Source organism: Streptomyces megasporus (genome assembly GCF_000718985.1).
Lineage (GTDB): Bacteria > Actinomycetota > Actinomycetes > Streptomycetales > Streptomycetaceae > Streptomyces > Streptomyces megasporus.
Window position 1 is genome coordinate 172,654 of sequence record NZ_JODL01000001.1, and the last position, 19,530, is coordinate 192,183.

At 70.5% G+C, this 19,530-nt stretch carries 20 protein-coding genes; 5 read left to right on the plus strand and 15 right to left on the minus strand.

Annotation, left to right across the window (positions count from 1 at the left end):
• Positions 1-16: 16 nt before the first annotated feature.
• Positions 17-409: an SCO5389 family protein gene (locus IF47_RS0100675; protein ID WP_031505843.1), complete on the minus strand. Its 393-nt coding sequence runs from the start codon at positions 407-409 to the stop codon at positions 17-19.
• 231 nt (positions 410-640) lie between these two features.
• On the opposite strand from IF47_RS0100675, the gene nucS reads away from it, so the two are divergent.
• Positions 641-1,312 carry an endonuclease NucS gene (nucS, locus tag IF47_RS0100680; protein WP_031505845.1) on the plus strand — a complete coding sequence of 224 codons (672 nt, stop codon included), beginning with the start codon at positions 641-643 and terminating at the stop codon, positions 1,310-1,312.
• A 94-nt stretch (positions 1,313-1,406) separates the two neighbouring features.
• Here nucS and IF47_RS0100685 read toward each other — a convergent pair whose 3' ends face one another.
• From IF47_RS0100685 to IF47_RS0100695, 3 genes are all read right to left on the minus strand, one after another.
• On the minus strand, positions 1,407-4,058 hold the full coding sequence (locus IF47_RS0100685) for an ATP-binding protein (protein WP_051716730.1): 2,652 nt from the start codon (positions 4,056-4,058) through the stop codon (positions 1,407-1,409).
• A 187-nt stretch (positions 4,059-4,245) separates the two neighbouring features.
• Complete coding sequence (locus IF47_RS0100690) at positions 4,246-4,575, minus strand: STAS domain-containing protein (RefSeq protein ID WP_037731670.1); 330 nt, start codon at positions 4,573-4,575, stop codon at positions 4,246-4,248.
• 151 nt (positions 4,576-4,726) lie between these two features.
• Positions 4,727-5,575 (minus strand): 3-hydroxyacyl-CoA dehydrogenase family protein, encoded by an 849-nt coding sequence (locus IF47_RS0100695; protein ID WP_031505850.1) that lies wholly within the window; start codon positions 5,573-5,575, stop codon positions 4,727-4,729.
• A gap of 271 nt (positions 5,576-5,846) precedes the next feature.
• Here IF47_RS0100695 and IF47_RS0100700 point away from each other — a divergent pair, with 271 nt between their 5' ends.
• Positions 5,847-6,419 carry a cob(I)yrinic acid a,c-diamide adenosyltransferase gene (locus IF47_RS0100700; protein WP_031505851.1) on the plus strand — a complete coding sequence of 191 codons (573 nt, stop codon included), beginning with the start codon at positions 5,847-5,849 and terminating at the stop codon, positions 6,417-6,419.
• 34 nt (positions 6,420-6,453) lie between these two features.
• Here the strand turns inward: IF47_RS0100700 and IF47_RS0100705 are convergent, their stop codons facing one another.
• A complete protein-coding gene (locus IF47_RS0100705; protein ID WP_031505853.1) occupies positions 6,454-7,017 on the minus strand; it encodes a hypothetical protein in 564 nt (187 codons plus the stop codon).
• A 188-nt stretch (positions 7,018-7,205) separates the two neighbouring features.
• Here IF47_RS0100705 and IF47_RS0100710 point away from each other — a divergent pair, with 188 nt between their 5' ends.
• From IF47_RS0100710 to IF47_RS0100720, 3 genes are all read left to right on the plus strand, one after another.
• The gene (locus tag IF47_RS0100710; protein WP_078591486.1) at positions 7,206-8,474 is read left to right on the plus strand and encodes a sensor histidine kinase; all 1,269 of its coding nucleotides are present in this window, start codon (positions 7,206-7,208) and stop codon (positions 8,472-8,474) included.
• Complete coding sequence (locus tag IF47_RS0100715; protein WP_031505856.1) at positions 8,471-9,133, plus strand: response regulator; 663 nt, start codon at positions 8,471-8,473, stop codon at positions 9,131-9,133. Before IF47_RS0100710 ends, IF47_RS0100715 begins: the two co-directional genes overlap by 4 nt.
• A gap of 219 nt (positions 9,134-9,352) precedes the next feature.
• Complete coding sequence (locus IF47_RS0100720) at positions 9,353-10,915, plus strand: glycosyl hydrolase family 18 protein (RefSeq protein ID WP_051716801.1); 1,563 nt, start codon at positions 9,353-9,355, stop codon at positions 10,913-10,915.
• A 128-nt stretch (positions 10,916-11,043) separates the two neighbouring features.
• Here the strand turns inward: IF47_RS0100720 and IF47_RS0100725 are convergent, their stop codons facing one another.
• The 10 genes from IF47_RS0100725 to IF47_RS0100770 form a co-directional block, all read right to left on the minus strand.
• Complete coding sequence (locus IF47_RS0100725) at positions 11,044-11,490, minus strand: DUF2550 domain-containing protein (RefSeq protein WP_031505859.1); 447 nt, start codon at positions 11,488-11,490, stop codon at positions 11,044-11,046.
• Between the two features lie 128 nt (positions 11,491-11,618).
• The gene (locus IF47_RS0100730) at positions 11,619-12,002 is read right to left on the minus strand and encodes a F0F1 ATP synthase subunit epsilon (RefSeq protein WP_031505861.1); all 384 of its coding nucleotides are present in this window, start codon (positions 12,000-12,002) and stop codon (positions 11,619-11,621) included.
• A gap of 90 nt (positions 12,003-12,092) precedes the next feature.
• The gene (gene atpD, locus IF47_RS0100735; protein WP_031505862.1) at positions 12,093-13,535 is read right to left on the minus strand and encodes a F0F1 ATP synthase subunit beta; all 1,443 of its coding nucleotides are present in this window, start codon (positions 13,533-13,535) and stop codon (positions 12,093-12,095) included.
• A gap of 5 nt (positions 13,536-13,540) precedes the next feature.
• Positions 13,541-14,473, minus strand: a complete 933-nt coding sequence (locus tag IF47_RS0100740) for a F0F1 ATP synthase subunit gamma (RefSeq protein ID WP_031505864.1) — start codon at positions 14,471-14,473, stop codon at positions 13,541-13,543.
• Positions 14,474-14,475: 2 nt separating this feature from the next.
• On the minus strand, positions 14,476-16,047 hold the full coding sequence (atpA, locus tag IF47_RS0100745) for a F0F1 ATP synthase subunit alpha (RefSeq protein WP_031505865.1): 1,572 nt from the start codon (positions 16,045-16,047) through the stop codon (positions 14,476-14,478).
• A 119-nt stretch (positions 16,048-16,166) separates the two neighbouring features.
• Complete coding sequence (locus tag IF47_RS0100750; RefSeq protein WP_031505867.1) at positions 16,167-16,991, minus strand: F0F1 ATP synthase subunit delta; 825 nt, start codon at positions 16,989-16,991, stop codon at positions 16,167-16,169.
• Positions 16,988-17,542 carry a F0F1 ATP synthase subunit B gene (locus tag IF47_RS0100755; RefSeq protein WP_031505869.1) on the minus strand — a complete coding sequence of 185 codons (555 nt, stop codon included), beginning with the start codon at positions 17,540-17,542 and terminating at the stop codon, positions 16,988-16,990. The genes IF47_RS0100750 and IF47_RS0100755 overlap by 4 nt, the downstream gene beginning before the upstream one ends.
• A 34-nt stretch (positions 17,543-17,576) precedes the next feature.
• Positions 17,577-17,810 carry an ATP synthase F0 subunit C gene (gene atpE, locus IF47_RS0100760; protein ID WP_031505870.1) on the minus strand — a complete coding sequence of 78 codons (234 nt, stop codon included), beginning with the start codon at positions 17,808-17,810 and terminating at the stop codon, positions 17,577-17,579.
• Positions 17,811-17,913: 103 nt separating this feature from the next.
• The gene (gene atpB / locus IF47_RS0100765; protein WP_031505871.1) at positions 17,914-18,723 is read right to left on the minus strand and encodes a F0F1 ATP synthase subunit A; all 810 of its coding nucleotides are present in this window, start codon (positions 18,721-18,723) and stop codon (positions 17,914-17,916) included.
• A gap of 267 nt (positions 18,724-18,990) precedes the next feature.
• Positions 18,991-19,434: a Cg1360 family ATP-synthase-associated protein gene (locus tag IF47_RS0100770; protein WP_031505873.1), complete on the minus strand. Its 444-nt coding sequence runs from the start codon at positions 19,432-19,434 to the stop codon at positions 18,991-18,993.
• Positions 19,435-19,530: the final 96 nt, after the last annotated feature.

Consider the following 19,530-nt stretch of genomic DNA (forward strand, 5'->3'; position numbering starts at 1 on the left):
GTCTCGTCGTCCGCCCTCAGCAGTCGCGCAGCTCCGGCGACTGGTTGAGGATCTGGCCGCGGATGGAGGTGAATCTGGCCAGCCGTTCGTCCACCGAGTGGTCCAGCGGGAAGACCGCGACCCGGTGGCAGTTCTGGAAGGCCAGCCGAACACCGAAGTGCCGCTCCAGGGCGCCGCGTATCGCGTCGCTGGCCAGTGCGCGCAGCAACTGACCGCGTGCCTGCTCGTCCGGCGGCGGCGTCTGGTTGTCGGCGAAGTCCCCGCCGTCCACCTTGAGCCTGGCCACCAGGGAGCTGATCATGTCCCACGCGTAGGGCAGGGACGTACGGACGCAGTCGACGAAGGCCGCTTCATCGACCTCGCCTCGCTCGGCCTGTTCGAGGAGGGCCGGTGAGACGTCGAGCGACATGAGTACTCCTCTCGCGATCCCGGACGGGCCGGAACCTTACGAACGGGACGGAGACCTCGCCGCGTAACCGAATGATCCCGTACGGCGACGTCTCCGTCGCAACGTTATGCCGGTGGGTGCGGAGGCACCAGGCTCGTGGGCACACAACAAGCCACGGTCGAACGGCAGTCGAACAGGGAGAAGCAGGGGCGAATCGCGTGGACCGCCCGGTGTCCAGTAGCGTGATCGACCATGCGTCTCGTCATCGCCCGCTGCTCCGTGGACTACGCCGGAAGGCTCACCGCCCATCTCCCGTCGGCTCCCCGTCTGATCCTGGTGAAGGCCGACGGATCGGTCTCGGTCCACGCGGACGACAGGGCCTACAAGCCCCTCAACTGGATGTCTCCCCCGTGCACCCTGAAAGAGGGCGAGGAGGACGGCGTCGCCGTCTGGACGGTGGTGAACAAGGCAGGTGAGAAACTCATCATCACCATGGAGGAGATCCTGCACGACTCCTCCCACGAGCTCGGCGTCGATCCCGGACTGATCAAGGACGGCGTGGAGGCACACCTCCAGGAACTGCTCGCTGACCGAATGGAGACCCTCGGTGAGGGCTGGTCGCTGATCCGGCGCGAGTACCCCACCGCCATCGGCCCGGTGGACATCCTGGGTCGGGACGCCGAGGGCACCACCGTCGCGATCGAGATCAAGCGGCGCGGCGAGATCGACGGCGTCGAACAGCTCACCCGCTACCTGGAGTTGCTCAACCGCGACCCTCATCTGGCTCCCGTCAGGGGCGTGTTCGCGGCCCAGGAGATCAAACCGCAGGCACGCGTGCTGGCCACGGACCGCGGCATCGACTGCGTCGTGCTCGACTACGACGCGCTGCGCGGCATCGAGGACGACAAGCTGCGGCTGTTCTGATCCGCTCCGACCCGCGTCCGTCCTCGTGGTCCGTTCCCGCGGTCCGTCCTCGGCCGGGTCCGCCCCCGAGGCGGGCCCGACCGGGGACGGTCGGTCACACGACCGGGTCCTCGCCCGCGTCCCGCTGCGCCGGGACGGAGCCGCCTCCGGTCGGGGCGGCGCTGTGCGTCACGACGTCCGAGGGTCCACTGGCGGAATTGGTGACGGTCGGCGGGTCGGACCCTTCGGAGGGCGGCGACGGCTCCGTCGGCGTGTCCGCCGGCTCCGTCGGCGTGTCCTCCGACTCCTCCGGCTCCGTCGGTCTGGGGTCGGTCGGCTTCTTCGACGTCGGCTTGGAGGACGTCTTCGAGGGCTGCGGCGTGTCCTCCTCGATCGCTCCCCCCGACTCCTCTTCCTCCGACTCCTCCGGCGAGGCGGACGAACTCGCGTCGGCGGAGGGCGTACCGCTGACGGACGGCGTGCCCGAGTCGGACGGCACGCCGCCCTCCTCCGACGTCCTCTCCCCCCTGCCGTCGGAGCTGGGCGCGGGGTCGTCCACGGTGATGCCCTCGTCCTCCCGAGAGGTGACCGCCGGGTTCACGCTGCCGGCCGGCTCCTCCCCGTCGGAGGTCATGCCGAGCGTGACGACCGTTCCGACCGCCACGGCCAACAGCGCGCCCGCGCCTGCCGCGAGGATGTTGCGTCGGGCTCCCAACAGCGCGAGCCGACGGGCGCCGTCGGGACGAGCGCCGCCGACGCCGGCGGTGCCGTTGCCGCCGAGGGCGTCCCGGACGACCGGCGTCGGTCGGGTCAGCGCCCCGGTGTCGCTCGGCTCGTCGAACGCGCTGCCCACCGTCACCGGCGGGACCGCCAGGGCGGGAGGCAGAGTGGGGGGCGGGGTGGGGGGCAGCTTGTCGAGCGCCGCCGTGTCGTCGGTGCTCCGCGGGACGGACGGCGGCACCGGGGAGGGCTGCTCGGCGGCCGGCCGCTCCCTGGTCGGCCGGGGCGGGGTCTGCTGCGGTGGGGTCTGCGGCGTCGGCCGCGCCGGTGCCGGTGCGGGCGACACCGGCGGCACGGCGTGGGTCTTGGCCAGGCCGGCCGCCGGGGCCCGGTTCTCCGGCGCCCCGCCGGCGCCGCCCGCGGGACGCGGCATGGAGCGGTCCTCGACCAGGGCCAGCGCGCGCCGTCCGGCCACCGTGCCCCGGCGGTCGGCGAGCACTCCACGCAGCCCGATGGAGGCCTCCAGCTCGGCGCGGGCCCGGTCGAGGTTGCCGGTGCACAGGGCCAGTACGCCCAAGTCGTGGTGGAAGTACGCCTCTTCGGCGACCTCGCCCGCCGTGCGCGCCGCCTCCTGACCGCCGCGGAGCACCCGCTCCCAGGCGCTCCAGTACAGCGACGCGGCGAGGAGGGGGGCGGCCTTGCGGGCCAGCAGCACCGCCGCGCTCGCGTGTCCGCCGCGCCGGGCGCCCTGGACGGCGGCCAGGATCGCCTCGGTCTCCCGCGCCACCCGCTCGGGGGTGACCGAGGGGTGGCCGGTCCACCAGGCGTAGTGCCGGGCGACGGTGTGGGCACGGCCGTCCGCGCCGTCGTCGTATCCGGCGTCGGCCAGTTGGTCGGCCACTCCGTGGGCGAGCCGGTGGTGCGCCCCGGCCGCGGTGACCAGGCCGCGGGCGAGCAGTTCGCCCAGAGCCGTGTCGGCGCGGGCATCGTCCACCAGCGCCGGCAGGTGCGCCGAGTCCGGCAGCACGCCACCAAGAGCCACGGCGAAGCGCAGGACCTCGCGGGCGACCTCGGGGAGCCCGGCGGCCAACAGCGGCGCGGGGACCGCGCCCTCGACGAACCTCGGCAGCGGTCCACCGCTCCGCGCGTCGGTCTCCTTGCCGCCGGTGGTCTTCCCGAGCCCGACGCCGGCGCCCTCCGCGTCGTCGAACGGTGCGTCGGCGGTGTCGCGCTGCCGCAGCAGCGCCCCCGCCTGGACGAAGCGGAGCGGCAGCCCCTCGCACTCGAACCACAGGTCCGCCGCCCATTTCGCCTCCTCGTCGGTGAGGGGGCGGTCGACGATGTGCTCCATCAACTCCAGGCAGGCGACGCGGCCGATGCCGGAGAGGGAGACCTCCTCCAGGGGCGCGTCCGCGGAGGGCGCCGGGGTGTCGGGCGTGGCCGAGATCAGGAAGGCGCACTCGGGCGTGGCGTCGAGGAGGGTGTCCAGTCCCCGGCCGCCGAACTCGACGTCGTCCAGCAGGACCACCGCGCCCACGCCGCGCAGCGCCTCCGACAGCTCGGCGCGGTCGGGGCGGTGACGGGGGGCGTCGTGGACGGCGGCGAACAGGTCGTACAGCAGGTCGTCGGGCGTGCGCCGGCAGCCGCTGAGACGCACGACGCCGTCCGGGGCGAGGTCCGCGCACTCGGCCGCGACGGCGGCCAGCAGGGCGGTGCGTCCGGAGCCCCGGGGGCCGGTGAGCCGGACGGAACGGCCGCGGCGGAGCAGCCGCACCAGGCGCTCCCGCTCCTCCTCGCGCTCCAGCAGCGGAGGGTCGGGGAGGGAAGTCCCCGCCGGGACCGGGGGCATGACGGCACGCTCCCGTTCGGCGCGGGAGTCGGCGGTGCGTCGCCTGGGAGTGCCGGGGTGCTCGCCGGGCGGGCAGGGCTCGATCTCGCTGCCGTCGACGGGATTGATCGTCAGCAGGTACTCACCCGCTATCACCGGAATCGCGCGGGTGATGCCCCCACTGTCCCGGTCCTCGGCTCCCGGGTGGTTCGGGTCCATGATCGGTGCCCCCAGATGCGGTGCGTACTCGTGCTCTCCCGGGCCGACCGTACGTGCGTCTTCGCTCGCGGTCCGGTGGCCGTCCGCAGCGCAGTGTAGGCGGCGGAATTCCGAACCCTAGTCCCTGGTCGGGGAGTGCGGGCAACCCCCGGCGGCACCCTGCCGGAATCGTCACGGCTTGACCGGGTCACGGTTTGGTCAGGGTGCCGCCCTCCGTGAGGTTCCCGCCCTCGATGGCCAGGATGCGGTGCAGCCGGGTGGCCACCAACAGCCGTTGCATCTGGGGCGGGACGTCCCTCAGCACGAGACGGCGTCCACAGCGGCCCGCCCGCCGGTGCACGCCCATGATCACGCCGAGTCCGGTCGCGTCCCACGAGTCCAGTTCGGCGAGGTCCAGTACGAGGTCGCCCTCCCCGGAGTCGACCGCGATGTGCAGGGCCGTACGGGCGTCCGCCGCACTGCGGACGTCGAGGCGACCTCCGACGACCAGTTCCGCGTGGTCGCCCCTGATGTGCATATCCGCTCCCCCGGAAGAAGTGGTCCGTGTGTGACTGTTGTCTGCCTATGTCTCACCACAACTGACTGCCTCTTCGGCAGCCGAGTTGCCGTCCGTAGTCGAACCGATACCGAATTCACCCGCAAGGGCGACCCCGCCTGGACCGTACGGCTCAGTACCGGTAGAAGCCCTGCCCGCTCTTGCGGCCGATGTCACCGGCGTCCACCATCCGCCGCATCAGCTCCGGCGGGGCGAACTTCTCGTCCTGCGACTCGGTGTAGATGTTCTCGGTGGCGTGCAGCAGGATGTCCACGCCGGTGAGGTCGGCGGTAGCCAGCGGGCCCATGGCGTGCCCGAAGCCCAACTTGCAGGCGGTGTCGATGTCCTCGGCGGTCGCGACACCGGACTCGTACAGCTTGGTCGCCTCGACGATCAGCGCCGAGATCAGGCGCGTGGTGACGAAGCCGGCGACATCGCGGTTGACGACGATACAGGTCTTGCCCACGCTCTCGGCGAACTCGCGGGCGGTGGCCAGGGTTTCGTCGCTGGTCTTGTGTCCGCGCACCAGCTCGCACAGCCGCATCATCGGCACCGGGGAGAAGAAGTGCGTGCCCACGACCCGCTCGGGACGCTCCGTCGCCGCGGCGATCTTGGTGATCGGGATGGCGGAGGTGTTGGAGGCCAGGATCGTCTCGTCCTTCACCAGGCCGTCGAGCGCGCGGAAGATCTCCCGCTTGACGTCGATCCGCTCGAAGACGGCCTCGACCACGACGTCCGCGTCGGCGGCGGCGTCGAGGTCGGTGGTCGTGGTGATGCGACCGAGCGCCGCCTCGGCCTCCTCGGCCGTCAGCTTCCCCTTGGAGACGAACTTGTCGTACGAGGCCCTGATGCCGTCCGTGCCACGGGTCAGCGCCTCGTCGGTGACGTCGCGCAGCACCACGTCCCAGCCTGCCTGGGCGGAGACCTGCGCGATGCCCGATCCCATGAGTCCGGCGCCGATGACGGCGAGCTTCTTGGCCACGTCGACTGTCCCTTCCGCTGTCGTTCCCACTGCCGTTCGGTACGGCTCTCAGCCGGACCCTAGCGTCCGAGGGGGCCCGGTGGGCGGGGAAGAGACGCGCGTCACGTCTCACATGGCGGACATCACACCGGGGTGTCATCCGGTCGGCTCCGGGGCGCAGTTGGAGGTCCCCGGTCCGGCCGGCGCGGCGCCGGCCGGCCGTCCCCGTGACGGTGGGCACACGTCTCCTCCGCGGGGTCGGACCTCCGTTCCCCGGCGCTAGGCTCGGCCCATGGTCAACCTGACACGCATCTACACGCGCACCGGTGACGACGGCACCACCGCCCTCGGGGACATGAGCCGCACCGCCAAGACCGACTCCCGCATCGCGGCCTACGCCGACGCCAACGAGGCCAACGCCGCGATCGGGGTGGCCATCGCGCTGGGCGGCCTGCCCGAGGAGATCACGGCCGTCCTCACCCGGGTGCAGAACGACCTGTTCGACGTGGGTGCGGACCTGGCCACACCGGTGGTCGAGAACCCCGAGTACCCGCCGCTGCGGGTGGAGCAGAGCTACGTCGACCGGTTGGAGGCGGACTGCGACCGCTTCCTGGAGGACCTGGAGAAGCTGCGCAGCTTCATCCTCCCGGGCGGCACTCCGGGAGCCGCCCTGCTCCACCAGGCGTGCACGGTGGTCCGCCGTGCCGAGCGCTCGACGTGGGCGGCGCTGGAGGAGCACGGCGAGACCATGAACAAGCTGACGGCGACCTACCTCAACCGGCTGTCGGACCTGCTGTTCATCCTGGCGAGGACGGCGAACAAGGAGGTCGGCGACGTCCTGTGGGTCCCCGGCGAGAACCGCTAGGGAGCCGGGCGCCGATCCTCCGACGGAGCGTCGGCTACGGGCGGGCGTCCGCGGGTTCCCGCTCCGCGGGCGCCTCCTTGGGCCAGATCGTGTAGCTGAGCGCGATGACCAGGGTGATGCCGACGACGAGGAGCATCCGGAGCTGCCAGCCGACCAGCGCCGCGCTCCGGTCGGCGTCGTCGACGTACCAGATCGCGCCCTGGAGCAGCGCGACGGCGATCGCCCCGGCGAGCAGCGTGCGCCCGAACATCTTCCACTCGTGGACGGCCCGCGGCATCCCGTACTTCGGGGGCTTCACCGGCGGCGGACCGCCCGCGAAGCGGTGGGCGAAGTGGCCGTCGGCCCACCTGATCATGTAGTGGCCGTACGCCACGGTGAAGCCGATGTAGACGGCCGCCAGGCCGTGCGTCCAGTCGCCCTCGGCGCCGTTCCGCAGATCGATCGCGGTGGCCGCCAGCAGGACCACCTCCAGCAGCGGCTCGCACAGCAGCACCGCCGCCCCCAGGCGCGGCATCCGGGCCAGGTACCGCAGGGCCAGTCCGACGACCAACAGCACCCAGAAGGCCACTTCGCAGACGATGATCAAGGTGACGACCACGGGGCGCTTCCTCTCCGGCTCTCGGTTCCCATTGGATCCGTTGTCTCCAAGCCTGGCCCGCCCGACCGGTCCGGGCGTCGTCTGCCGCGACGATTCCGGACTGCATCCTTTGATGTACTCCCGCCACGCCGGTGCCGGCCGGGGCACGGAGGCGCACGCTCCGATCGGCCGTGTTTGATGGTGGGGTGATCCCCCGTCCCTCGTTTCCGCGCCCGCACCGCGACGACGTGCTGATCGCCGTCGCCGGGCTGGCCGGCGGGCTGTTGCAGTGGCGGCTGGACTTGTTCACCCTGTTCGGCAGCAGGTCGCCGGACGTCCTTTCCCTGATCCCGCTCGCCGTGATGTGCTGCGCCGGACTGCTGCGGCGCATCGCGCAGCCCTGGGCGCTGTGGCTCGCCACGACGGCACTCGTCGCCGACGTGGTGGCCGGTTCGCTGCTGGCCACCGTGCTGATGTTCACCGACGTCGTCTACGCGGCGGCGCTGTACGGTCCGCCGCGGACGGCCCGCCGGGTGCTTCCGGTGAGCGTTCTCGCCACGATCGCCCTCACCCTCACCGCTCTCTTCACCGCGCCCCTGCACGAGGCCGTCGCCATCGGCGTCACGGTCGCGCTGATCTCGACCTTTCCGGCCTCCACCGGTGTCGTCGTCCGCAACCACCGGGACCAGGCCGCCGCCGAGCGGCTGCGGGCGGAGCAGACCGCTCTGCTGGCGGAGATGGACCGCGTCCAGGCCGTCACGGCCGAGCGCGCGCGGATGGCCCGCGAGCTTCATGACGTCGTGGCCAACCACCTCTCCGCCATCGCCATCCACGCCACCGCGGCGCAGTCGTTGGACGATCCCGCCGCGTCCCGGAAGGCCCTGGCGGTGATCCGCGAGAACAGCGTGCAGGGACTGGCGGAGATGCGCCGCCTGATCGGCCTGCTGCGCGACGCGGACGGCGACGAGGAGCCATCCGCCGCGCCGAGGCTGGACGGCCTGGACGCGCTGCTGGAGCACGCCCGCGCGCACGGCGCGGCCGGAGGCCTCGTCTTCGTCCTGCGCGACGAGCGGTCCGGCGGTCCGCTGCCCGCTCCCGTGGAACTGGCGGCCTACCGCATCGTCCAGGAAGCGCTCACCAACGCCCTCAAGCATGCCGCCCCCGGCGAGGTGACCGTCGCCCTGGCCGCTCCCGGGGACGGTCCGCTGACCGTACGGGTCACCAGCCCCCACGCGGAGCGATCCGGTCCGCGCGCACCGGGCTCGGGCGCCGGGCTGATCGGGATGAGGGAGCGCGTGGAGCTGCTGGGCGGCTCCTTCTCCGCGGGCCCGGTCGCGGAGTCCGACGGACGGACGGTGTGGGAGGTGCGGGCGGTGCTGCCCGTCGACGAGGGATCCGTCAAGAGGTCCGCCGAGAGATCCCCCGAGGGGTCCGGGGAGAGGCCCGGGGAGAACACCAGGGGAAGGAGTGCCACATGAGCATCCGGGTGCTCGTCGCCGAGGACCAGTCGGCCGTGCGCGCCGGGCTCGTCCTCATCCTCCGCGCCACCGCGGACATCGAGGTCGTCGGGGAGGCGGGGGACGGGGAGGAGGCGGTGCGGCTCGCCCGCGAACTACGGCCGGACGTGGTGCTGATGGACGTGCGGATGCCGCGTCTGGACGGGGTGTCGGCGACGGAGCGGGTGGTCGCCGAGCGACTGGCCGACGTACTGGTGCTGACCACATTCGACCTCGACACCTACGTCTTCGGCGCGCTGCGCGCGGGCGCGGCCGGCTTCCTGCTCAAGGACAGCGAGGCGTCGACCCTGGTGGAGGCGGTGCGGACGGTGGCCCGCGGCGAGGGGGTGATCGCCCCGGCGGTGACGCGCCGGCTGATCCGGGAGTTCGCCCGCCCCTCCCCCACGCCCCGAGGTGGGCGGAGCGCCGACCCGTCGGTGCTCGACGCCCTGACCCGACGCGAGCGCGAGGTGCTGGCGTGTCTGGGCGAGGGGCTGTCCAACGCCCAGATCGCCGATCGGCTGGCGATGGCGGAAGCCACGGTGAAGACGCACGTCAGCCGGTTGCTGGCCAAGCTGGAACTGCGCAGTCGGGTCCAGGCGGCGATTCTCGCGCAGGAGTTGGGCGTCACCGGACCCTGACCCCTTTGGTACAGACCTATTGACCGGTGGTCCAGACCTCTCTACGCTCCCTGGTCAACTGCACGCGCATGCCATGCTCATGGCACTCTCCACGAGCGGCGCAGAAACCCCCGACGGTCCGGCCCTCACCGGACCCCTGTGCGAGGAGCGCTCTTGAGAACGAAGACCACCGCACGCCGCATCAGACGCAAAGCCCTCTCGATCACCGCCGCCCTGTTGATGCCCCTCGGCGCCCTGGTGGCGCTGGCGGCCCCGGCCCAGGCGGCCGAGGAGGCCACCGCGACCTACACCAAGGTCTCGGACTGGGGCGGCGGCTTCGAGGGCAAGTGGACGATCAAGAACACCGGCGACACCACCATCAACGCCTGGACGTTGAAGTGGAACTTCCCTTCCGGCACCACGGTCGGTTCCTTCTGGGACGCCGACATCACCGGTTCCGGTGGCGCCTACACCGCGAAGAACAAGGGCTGGAACGGCACCCTGGCCCCCGGCGCCAGCGTCAGCTTCGGCTTCAACGGCTCCGGCAGCGGCAGCCCGAGCGACTGCACGCTCAACGGCCGCCCCTGTGACGGCTCGACCGGTCCGGGCGACTCCGGTGACCCCGGAGACCCGGGCGAACCCGGTGAGCCCGGTGAGCCCGGCGAGCCGAACGACCCCACTCCCCCCGGTGACCGCGTCAATTTGACCTACTTCACCGAGTGGGGCATCTACGGCCGCAACTACCACGTAAAGGACATGGTCACCTCCGGCTCGGCCGCGAAGCTGACCCACATCAACTACGCGTTCGGCAACGTCCAGGGCGGCAAGTGCGTCATGGGCGACTCCTTCGCCGCCATCGACAAGGCCTACACCGCCGATCAGAGCGTGGACGGCAAGGCCGACACCTGGGACCAGCCCCTGCGCGGCAACTTCAACCAGTTGCTGAAGCTGAAGAAGATGTACCCGCACATCAAGGTCCTGTGGTCCTTCGGCGGCTGGACCTGGTCCGGCGGCTTCGCCGACGCCATGAAGAACCCGGCCGCGTTCGCCGAATCCTGCCACCAGCTCCTCAACGACCCGCGCTGGAAGGGCCTGTTCGACGGCATCGACCTGGACTGGGAGTACCCCAACGCCTGCGGGCTGAGCTGTGACACCAGCGGTCCCGACGTGATCAGGACCATGGCCCAGGCGTTCCGCGCCAAGTTCGGCGACCAGCTCGTCACCGCCGCGATCACCGCCGACGCGTCCGCCGGCGGCAAGATCGACTCGGCCGACTACGCCGGAGCGTCCCGGTACTTCGACTGGTACAACGTGATGACGTACGACTACTTCGGCGCCTGGGACGCCCAGGGGCCGACCGCTCCGCACTCGCCGCTGACGTCCTACTCCGGCATCCCGCAGCAGGGCTTCGACTCCGACGCGGCGATCCAGAAGCTCAAGGCCAAGGGCGTGCCGGCGAAGAAGCTGCTGCTGGGCATCGGCTTCTACGGCCGCGGCTGGACCGGCGTGACCCAGTCCCAGCCCGGCGGCACCGCCACCGGCGCCGCGCCCGGCACCTACGAGACGGGCATCGAGGACTACAAGGTCCTCAAGACCCGCTGCCCCGCCAACGGCACCGTCGCCGGCACGGCGTACGCGCACTGCGGCAACCAGTGGTGGAGCTACGACACCCCCGCCACCATCGCCGGGAAGATGGCCTATGCCAAGCAGCAGGGCCTGGGCGGCGCCTTCTCCTGGGAGATCAGCGGTGACACCGCCAACGGCGAACTGGTCACCGCGATGCACAACGGCCTGAACGGCTGACGCTCGACGGCACCGCGTACGGAAACAAGGATCGGGGAGACGGCCCTGGAGGCCCGTCTCCCCGATCCGCGTTCGGTGCCCCGCCTTTGGTCGAGGCCCCGTCCCCGGGGCTCGGCGGCGAGGCACCCTCACGCCACGTTGACTCGCTGGCCGGGCGGCGCCGCCTCCAGCCAGGCGAGGAAGCCGGTCAGCGCGTCCTCGCTCATCGCCAGCTCCACCCGGTCGCCCCGGTGCGCACAGGCGAGGATCACGGAATCGGACAGGAGCGCCAGCTCCTCCTCCCCCCGCGGGGCCCGGCGGTCCAGAACCTCGATGGACCCGCGCTCCAGCACCCGACGCGGCCGGGGAGCGTAGGAGAAGACCCGGAACCACTCGATGTGGTCACCGTTGTAGCGGGAGACGCCGTACGCCCAGCCCTTCCCGCCGGCCTCGGCTCCCTCGGGGGCGTTCCACCGCAGGCTGCAGTCGAAGGTGCCGCCCGACCGCTGGATCCACCGCCGCCGCAGCCCGAAGACGAACAGTCCCAGCAGCACCAGCGCCAGCACCGCTCCGGACAGCACCAGAGCGAGGACCATCTTCACCGACCTCCTCGCCTCGTCCGTCCGTACGTCCGTACCGGAGCCAACATCACCTCAGCCGCGGACCGCTCCGGAGCGATGCTCCGACGCGATCCGCGGCTGGGATACGTACACGCGCGCGAGCCTCAGCGCGCTCCCGCCACAGCCCGAAGTCGGACCTCGGCGCGCCGCTCGGCGGCGGCGTCCGCGTCCGCCTTCGCCCTCTCCAACGCGCGCTCGGCACGCTGGACATCGATCTCTTCGGACAGCTCCGCGATCTCCGCGAGCAGCGACAGCTTGTTGTCCGCGAAGGAGATGAAGCCGCCGTGCACCGCGGCGACGACGGTGCCGTCCCCGCTCTCGCCGGTCGTACGGATCGTCACCGGACCCGACTGCAGCACACCGAGCAGCGGCTGGTGGCCGGGCATGACGCCGATATCACCCGACGAGGTGCGCGCGACGACCAGGCCGGCCTTGCCCGACCAGACCTTGCGGTCCGCGGCGACCAACTCGACGTGCAGCTCAGCCACAGTGGCTCCTCGAAACTGGGGTTTTCACAGAATAACCGGGTGCGGTGACAGGGGACGGGCGGACCCGCCCCCTGTCACGGGGCCGAGGCGTCAGGAGACGCCCAGCTCCTTGGCCTTGGCCTTGAGGTCGTCCAGGCCACCGCACATGAAGAACGCCTGCTCCGGGAAGTGGTCGAACTCGCCGTCCGCGATCGCGTTGAACGCGGCGATCGACTCGTCCAGCGGAACGTCCGAACCGTCCAGGCCGGTGAACTGCTTCGCCGCGTGGGTGTTCTGCGACAGGAAGCGCTCGATACGGCGGGCGCGGTGGACGACCAGCTTGTCCTCCTCGCCGAGCTCGTCGATACCGAGGATGGCGATGATGTCCTGGAGGTCCTTGTACTTCTGCAGGATCCCCTTGACGCGCATGGCGCACTCGTAGTGGTCCTTGGAGATGTACCGCGGGTCCAGGATCCGGGAGGTGGAGTCCAGCGGGTCCACCGCCGGGTAGATGCCCTTCTCCGAGATCGGACGCGACAGAACGGTGGTCGCGTCCAGGTGGGCGAAGGTCGTCGCCGGGGCCGGGTCGGTCAGGTCGTCCGCGGGCACGTAGATCGCCTGCATCGAGGTGATCGAGTGGCCGCGGGTGGAGGTGATGCGCTCCTGGAGGAGGCCCATCTCGTCCGCCAGGTTCGGCTGGTAGCCCACCGCGGAGGGCATGCGGCCCAGCAGGGTGGAGACCTCGGAACCGGCCTGGGTGAAGCGGAAGATGTTGTCGATGAAGAACAGCACGTCCTGCTTCTGGACGTCGCGGAAGTACTCCGCCATCGTCAGACCGGCCAGGGCGACGCGCAGACGGGTCCCCGGGGGCTCGTCCATCTGCCCGAAGACCAGCGCGGTCTGCGGGAGAACGCCCGACTCCTCCATCTCCTGGATGAGGTCGTTGCCCTCACGGGTGCGCTCGCCGACGCCGGCGAACACGGAAACGCCCTCGTGCAGCTTCGCCACACGCATGATCATTTCCTGGATGAGGACGGTCTTGCCGACGCCCGCGCCGCCGAACAGACCGATCTTGCCGCCCTTGACGTACGGGGTCAGCAGGTCGATGACCTTCAGGCCCGTCTCGAACATCTCGGTCTTGGACTCGAGCTGGTCGAACGCGGGGGCCTTGCGGTGGATCGGCCAGCGCTCGGTGACCTCGGCCTCGGCCTCGGGCTCGTTCAGGATGTGGCCCAGGGTGTTGAACACCCGGCCCTTGGTGACGTCGCCGACGGGCACGGTGATGCCCTCGCCGGTGTCGGTCACCGGGGCCTGGCGGACCAGACCGTCGGTGGGCTGCATCGAGATGGCGCGGACCAGGCCTTCGCCCAGGTGCTGGGCGACCTCGAGGGTGAGGGTCTTCTTCGCACCCTCCTCGGCCGGGTCGTCGATCTCGACGGTCAGCGCGTTGTAGATCTCCGGCATCGCGTCGACGGGGAACTCCACGTCGACGACCGGGCCGATGACCCGCGCGACGCGGCCCGTCGCCGTGGCCGTCTCAACAGTGGTGGTCATAGTTGTCAGTCACTCCCCGCAGAGGCGTCGGCCAGCGCGCTGGCACCACCGACGATCTCGCTGATTTCCTGGGTGATGTCGGCCTGGCGAGCCTGGTTGGCAAGTCGCGTGAGCGACTTGATGAGCTCCTCGGCGTTGTCGGTCGCCGACTTCATCGCGCGCCGGCGGGCGGCGTGCTCGGAGGCGGACGACTGGAGCAGCGCGTTGTAGATGCGGCTCTCGACGTACCGCGGCAGCAGGGCGTCCAGGACGTCCTCGGCCGACGGCTCGAAGTCGTAGAGCGGCAGGATGCGCTGCTCCTTCCGCTCGACGGCCTCGGCTTCCCCGCTGTCCCGCACCTCGTCGAGGCTGAGGGGCAGCAGCCGCTTGTCGACCGGGTTCTGCGTGATCATCGACACGAACTCCGTGAAGACGATGTGCAGCTCGTCGACGCCGCCGTCGGCCGTGTCCGCCAGGACCGCCTCGATCAGCGGTCCGGCGACGGCCTTGGCGTCGGAGTACTCCGGCCGGTCGGTGAAGCCCGTCCACGACCGGGCGATCTTCCGGTTGCGGAAGTTGTAGTACGCCACGCCCTTGCGGCCGACGACGTAGGTGTCGACCTCCTTGCCCTCCGCCCGCAGCCGGTCGGTGAGACGCTCCGCGGCCTTGATGGCGTTGGAGGAGTAACCGCCCGCCAGACCGCGGTCGCTCGTGACGAGCAGGACCGCGGCCCGGGTCGGGTTGTCGGACTCGGTGGTCAGCGGGTGCTGCGTGTTGGAGCCGGTGGCGACCGCGGCCACCGCACGGGTCAGCTCGTCGGCGTACGGAGTGGAGGCGGCCACCTGGCGCTGCGCCTTGACGATGCGCGAGGCGGCGATCATCTCCATCGCCTTGGTGATCTTCTTGGTCGAGCTGACGGATCGGATCCGCCGCTTGTAGACCCTGACCTGCGCGCCCATGCTCAGCCCTCGCCCAGCAGCTTGCCGTCCGAGGTCTCGAACTGCTTCTTGAAGGTGTCGACGGCCTCCGCGATGGCCTGGACGGTGTCGTCGGACATCTTGCCGCCCTCGCGGATGCCGGTCAGCAGGTCCTTGTGCTCGCGGCGCATGTAGTCCAGCAGCTCGCTCTCGAAGCGCCGGATGTCCTCCACCGGGACGTCGTCCATCTTGCCGTTGGTGCCGGCCCAGACGGAGACGACCTGCTCCTCGGTCGGGAACGGGTTGTACTGGGGCTGCTTCATCAGCTCCATCATCCGCTTGCCCCGCTCCAGCGCGGCCTTGGACGCCTCGTCCAGGTCGGAGCCGAAGGCGGCGAACGCCTCCAGCTCGCGGTACTGGGCCAGGTCCAGCTTCAGGCGGCCGGAGACCTGCCGGATCGCCTTGTGCTGGGCGGCGCCACCGACGCGGGAGACGGAGATACCGACGTTCAGCGCCGGGCGCTGGCCCGCGTTGAACAGGTCGGACTCCAGGAAGCACTGGCCGTCGGTGATGGAGATGACGTTGGTCGGAATGAACGCCGAGACGTCGTTCGCCTTGGTCTCGATGACCGGCAGACCCGTCATCGAACCGGCACCCATGTCGTCCGACAGCTTGGCGCAGCGCTCCAGCAGCCGGGAGTGCAGGTAGAAGACGTCGCCCGGGTAGGCCTCACGGCCCGGCGGACGGCGCAGCAGCAGGGAGACGGCGCGGTAGGCGTCGGCCTGCTTGGACAGGTCGTCGAAGACGATCAGGACGTGCTTGCCCTGGTACATCCAGTGCTGACCGATGGCCGAACCGGTGTAGGGGGCGAGGTACTTGAAGCCCGCCGGGTCGGACGCCGGGGCGGCGACGATGGTGGTGTACTCCAGGGCGCCCGCCTCCTCCAGCGCCGCGCGCACGGAGGCGATGGTGGAGCCCTTCTGACCGACGGCGACGTAGATGCAGCGAACCTGCTTCGTCGGGTCTCCGGACTCCCAGTTGGCCCGCTGGTTGATGATGGTGTCGACGCAGAGCGCGGTCTTGCCGGTCTGGCGGTCACCGATGATCAGCTGGCGCTGGCCGCGGCCGATCGGGGTCATCGCGTCGACGGCCTTGTAGCCCGTCTCCATCGGCTCGTGCACCGACTTGCGCTGCATGACCGTGGGGGCCTGCAGTTCGAGGGCGCGACGGCCCTCGGTCTCGATCTCGCCGAGGCCGTCGACCGGGTTGCCCAGCGGGTCGACGACACGGCCGAGGTACCCGTCGCCGACCGCGACGGAGAGGACCTCGCCGGTGCGGCGCACCGTCTGGCCCTCCTCGATGCCGCTGAACTCGCCGAGGATGATCGCACCGATCTCGCGCTCCTCGAGGTTGAGGGCGAGACCGAGGGTGCCGTCCTCGAACTTCAGCAGCTCGTTCGCCATGGCCGAGGGAAGACCCTCGACCTTCGCGATGCCGTCACCGGCAACGCTGACCGTCCCGACCTCTTCGCGCGAGGCCGCGTCCGGCTTGTACGACTGGACGAAGTTCTCCAGCGCGTCCCGGATCTCATCCGGCCGGATCGTGAGCTCCGCCATCTGGGTTCCCTGCTCTCCTTGTTGGGCCCGTATGTGTCTGCTACGGCCCAACTCGGGCCGCCAGTACTGCTTCTTGAGTTGGTGGTGCGCCTGCGGCACGGTGTCCGCCGGCCGCTGCGTCAGCCCGCCATCCGCCGGTTCGCCTCATCGAGGCGGTCGGCGATGGTGCCGTTGATGACCTCGTCGCCGATCCGCACCCTGACCCCGCCGAGGACCGCCGGGTCCACGTCGAGGTTGAGGTGGATCTCGCGGCCGTACAGCCTGGCCAGCGCGGCGCCCAGGCGCTGCTTCTGACCGTCGCTGAGAGGCACCGCGGTGGTGACCACCGCGACCGAACGGTTCCGGCGCTCCGCGGCCAGACCGGAGAGGGCTTCGAGTCCCCCTTCAAGGGTACGGCCACGGGGCTGAAGCACCAGGCGGACGATCAGTCGCTCGGTGGCGGGGCGTGCCCTGCCCCCGAGCAGCCGGCGCAGCAGCTCGGTCTTGGCGTTCCTGAGGACCTCGTCGGTGCCCTTGCCGCCGAGGGCGGCCCGCAGCTCGGTCGAGGAGGCGAGCGTCCGGGAGAACCGGAACAGCTCGTCCTCGACGTCGTCGAGGCTGCCGTCGCGCTCGGCCGCGACGAGGTCGGCCACGTCGGCGAGCTGCTCGACCGCGTCCACCAGGTCGCGCGAGCGCGACCAGCGGGAGCGGACCATGCCGGACACCAGGTCGACCGTCTCCCCGCCCACCCGGCCGCTCAGGATGCGTCCGACCAGCTCGGCCTTGGCCTCGCCGGGCTGCGCCGGGTCGGTGAGGACCCGGCGCAGCGACACCTCGCGGTCGAGCAGCGCGGTGACCGCGGCAAGCTCGTCGGCGAGCTTGACCGCGTCGACGGACGTGGAGTCCGTCAGGGCGTCCAGTCGCTCACGGGCTGCGGCCAACGCCTCACGGCTCGCTCCGTTCATCGGGCGACCTCGGAGGACTCGGCGGCCGCCGCCTTGGCCTCGAGCTCGTCGAGGAAGCGGTCGATCGTACGGCTCTGTCGGGCGACGTCCTCGAGGGACTCGCCGACCAGCTTGCCGGCCAGGTCGGTGGCGAGCTTGCCGACGTCCTGGCGCAGCGCCTGCGCCGCCTGCCGACGGTCGGCCTCGATCTGGGCGTGACCGGCGGCGATGATCTCCTCACGCTGCCGCTGGCCCTCCGCGCGCATCTCGGCGATGAGCGCGGCGCCCTGCTCCTGCGCCTCCTGACGCAGGCGCGCGGCCTCGTGACGAGCCTCGGCGAGCTGGGCTCGGTACTCCTCGAGCGTCTGCTGCGCCTCGGCCTGAGCAGCCTCGGCCTTCTCCATGCCCCCCTCGATCGCCTCGCGACGCTCCTCCAGGGCCTTGTTGATGGCCGGGAGGAGCTTCTTGGCGAAAACGAAGAAGACGATACCGAAGGCGATCAGGCCGATGACGACCTCGGGCCAGACCGGAAGCAGCGGGGACTGCGGCTCCGAAGCTGCCAGGTTCATCATGGTGGACCTTTCGTCGGTTCCGGTTACGGCTTCGTCAGCTCAGGATGAACGGAACGACGAAGCCGATCAGGGCGAGCGCCTCGACCACGGCGAAGCCGAGGAGCATGTTCTGACGGATGAGGCCGGCGGCCTCGGGCTGGCGGGCGATGGCCTGCACACCGTTACCGAAGATGATGCCGATACCGATGCCGGGGCCGATCGCGGCAAGGCCGTAGCCGATGGTGCCGACGTTGCCTTCGACAGCAGCAAGGGTCTCGAGAGCAGACATTCCTTGGGTTCCTTCTCTTGGTGGGCCGGTGGAGGGTTGGTCCGCCGGACGTCTGAGGTTGGGCGAGTGGTGGCTGAGGGGACCGCGGACCCGGTCGCGCTCGTCAGTGCGCCTCTTCCAGCGCCTGGGAGAGGTAGGTGGCGGTCAGCACGGTGAAGACGTAGGCCTGCAGCGCCTGGATGAAGATCTCGAAGACGGTGATCGCCAGCGTCATCACGAACGACGCGGTCGCGTACACGGTGCCGAGGAGGGTGCCGAGCATGTACCACGTGGCGATCGTGAAGATCAGGATCAGGATGTGACCGGCGAACATGTTCGCGAAGAGCCGGATCGCCAGCGTGAAGGGCCGCACGAAGATGTTGGAGATGAACTCGATCGGCGTGAGCATCACGTAGATCGGCTTCGGCAGGCCACTGGGGACGCAGAGGTTGCGGATGCCTCCGACGAAGCCGTTGGTCTTGAACGTCACCGTCATGTAGGTGACCCAGACCACCAGTGCGAGGCCGGCCGGGTAGGCGATCACCGAGCTGACCGGGAACTGCGCGATGGGGATGAGCGCCCAGAGGTTCAGCATCCACACGAAGAAGAACAGCGACACCAGGAGGGGGATGAAGGCGTCGCCCTTCTTCCCGATCACCTCCCGGGCGATGCCGCGGCGCACGAAGTCGTACAGCGCCTCGGCGACCATCTGCAGCTTGCCGGGGACGACCTTGGGCTTGGCGAAGGCCGCCCAGAAGAAGGCGAGGATGCCGAGCGTCCCGATGAACGCGAGGAGCATCGGCTTGTTGAACTCGAACCCGCCGACCTCGAAGATCGGATCGAAGATGAACGACCACACACTGGGGGCCGGGAAGCCACAGTCCTTGAACAGGTGGCAGTCAACCTCGAAGGCGAGCAACTGATCACTACTCACCGCGAGCTCCTTCGGTCGGACGCATGGGTACGGCTACCTCGATGTGTCGGCATGGCTCGGGGGCCACGGGGCGGCACTGGACTGAGTGTGGGCGGGAGGAGACCGGCCGGCTCGACGGCAGGACGGTCGGTGAAGAGGCAAGGAGCGTCCGGCGCTGTCCCGCACAGCGCCTTCTCCGTGGCTCGCAGCCCTTTCGGCGTCGGACGATAGCAGCCTGCCGGAAGGAACTTCGCCTCGCCCCCGCCCCGGGGCGCCACGCTCCCCCGCTCATGCGCGGGACCCCGTGGCGCGGGGCTTTCCGGAGGACCCTCCGGTCGCGTCGGGGTCGACGTAGGGGGCCTTCACCCGAGTCTGCGTCCACGCCTGGGCCGCCAGCCACACCAAGAGGCAGGCCAGCACTGTGAAACCGAACACGCGGCCGTCCATGAAGGTCGCGCCCCGGAGGAGCTTCAGCAGCAGGAGCATGGCGATCACCTGGGTCGTGTAGACCAGGAATCCCATTCCGAGGAGGAGTTCGGGCCACTTCCGACCGACCCTGCCGAGCACGTGGAGGCCCGCCCCGAAGAACGCGACGACCAGCACCGTGCCGAGTCCCGCTCCCAGAGCGCCCTTGACTCCCGCGACGACCGCGCCGACGATCACGCCGACCAGGCCGACGCACGCGGAGGGAATCGCGGCGCCACGAAGGATCCGGGCGTCGTTCGACTGCATAGGAGATGCTCCAGCGATGTGGCTGCGGGGTGCGAGGCCTGACCTTCGAGAGACGAGCCTAGTCCGGCGGCGCACAGACACGGATCGGGGGTTCTG

What these genes read in the sequence shown, in the direction of transcription:
- IF47_RS0100715 (WP_031505856.1), top strand. Translation starts at nt 8,471, where the DNA reads ATGAGCATCCGGGTGCTCGTCGCCGAGGACCAGTCGGCCGTGCGCGCC.
- IF47_RS0100690 (WP_037731670.1), bottom strand. Translation starts at nt 4,575, where the DNA reads ATGCACATCAGGGGCGACCACGCGGAACTGGTCGTCGGAGGTCGCCTC.
- IF47_RS0100700 (WP_031505851.1), top strand. Translation starts at nt 5,847, where the DNA reads ATGGTCAACCTGACACGCATCTACACGCGCACCGGTGACGACGGCACC.
- atpE (WP_031505870.1), bottom strand. Translation starts at nt 17,810, where the DNA reads ATGTCTGCTCTCGAGACCCTTGCTGCTGTCGAAGGCAACGTCGGCACC.
- atpA (WP_031505865.1), bottom strand. Translation starts at nt 16,047, where the DNA reads ATGGCGGAGCTCACGATCCGGCCGGATGAGATCCGGGACGCGCTGGAG.
- IF47_RS0100675 (WP_031505843.1), bottom strand. Translation starts at nt 409, where the DNA reads ATGTCGCTCGACGTCTCACCGGCCCTCCTCGAACAGGCCGAGCGAGGC.
- IF47_RS0100720 (WP_051716801.1), top strand. Translation starts at nt 9,353, where the DNA reads ATGCCCCTCGGCGCCCTGGTGGCGCTGGCGGCCCCGGCCCAGGCGGCC.
- IF47_RS0100725 (WP_031505859.1), bottom strand. Translation starts at nt 11,490, where the DNA reads ATGGTCCTCGCTCTGGTGCTGTCCGGAGCGGTGCTGGCGCTGGTGCTG.
- IF47_RS0100685 (WP_051716730.1), bottom strand. Translation starts at nt 4,058, where the DNA reads ATGGACCCGAACCACCCGGGAGCCGAGGACCGGGACAGTGGGGGCATC.
- nucS (WP_031505845.1), top strand. Translation starts at nt 641, where the DNA reads ATGCGTCTCGTCATCGCCCGCTGCTCCGTGGACTACGCCGGAAGGCTC.
- IF47_RS0100750 (WP_031505867.1), bottom strand. Translation starts at nt 16,991, where the DNA reads ATGAACGGAGCGAGCCGTGAGGCGTTGGCCGCAGCCCGTGAGCGACTG.
- IF47_RS0100740 (WP_031505864.1), bottom strand. Translation starts at nt 14,473, where the DNA reads ATGGGCGCGCAGGTCAGGGTCTACAAGCGGCGGATCCGATCCGTCAGC.
- IF47_RS0100770 (WP_031505873.1), bottom strand. Translation starts at nt 19,434, where the DNA reads ATGCAGTCGAACGACGCCCGGATCCTTCGTGGCGCCGCGATTCCCTCC.
- IF47_RS0100755 (WP_031505869.1), bottom strand. Translation starts at nt 17,542, where the DNA reads ATGATGAACCTGGCAGCTTCGGAGCCGCAGTCCCCGCTGCTTCCGGTC.
- atpD (WP_031505862.1), bottom strand. Translation starts at nt 13,535, where the DNA reads ATGACCACCACTGTTGAGACGGCCACGGCGACGGGCCGCGTCGCGCGG.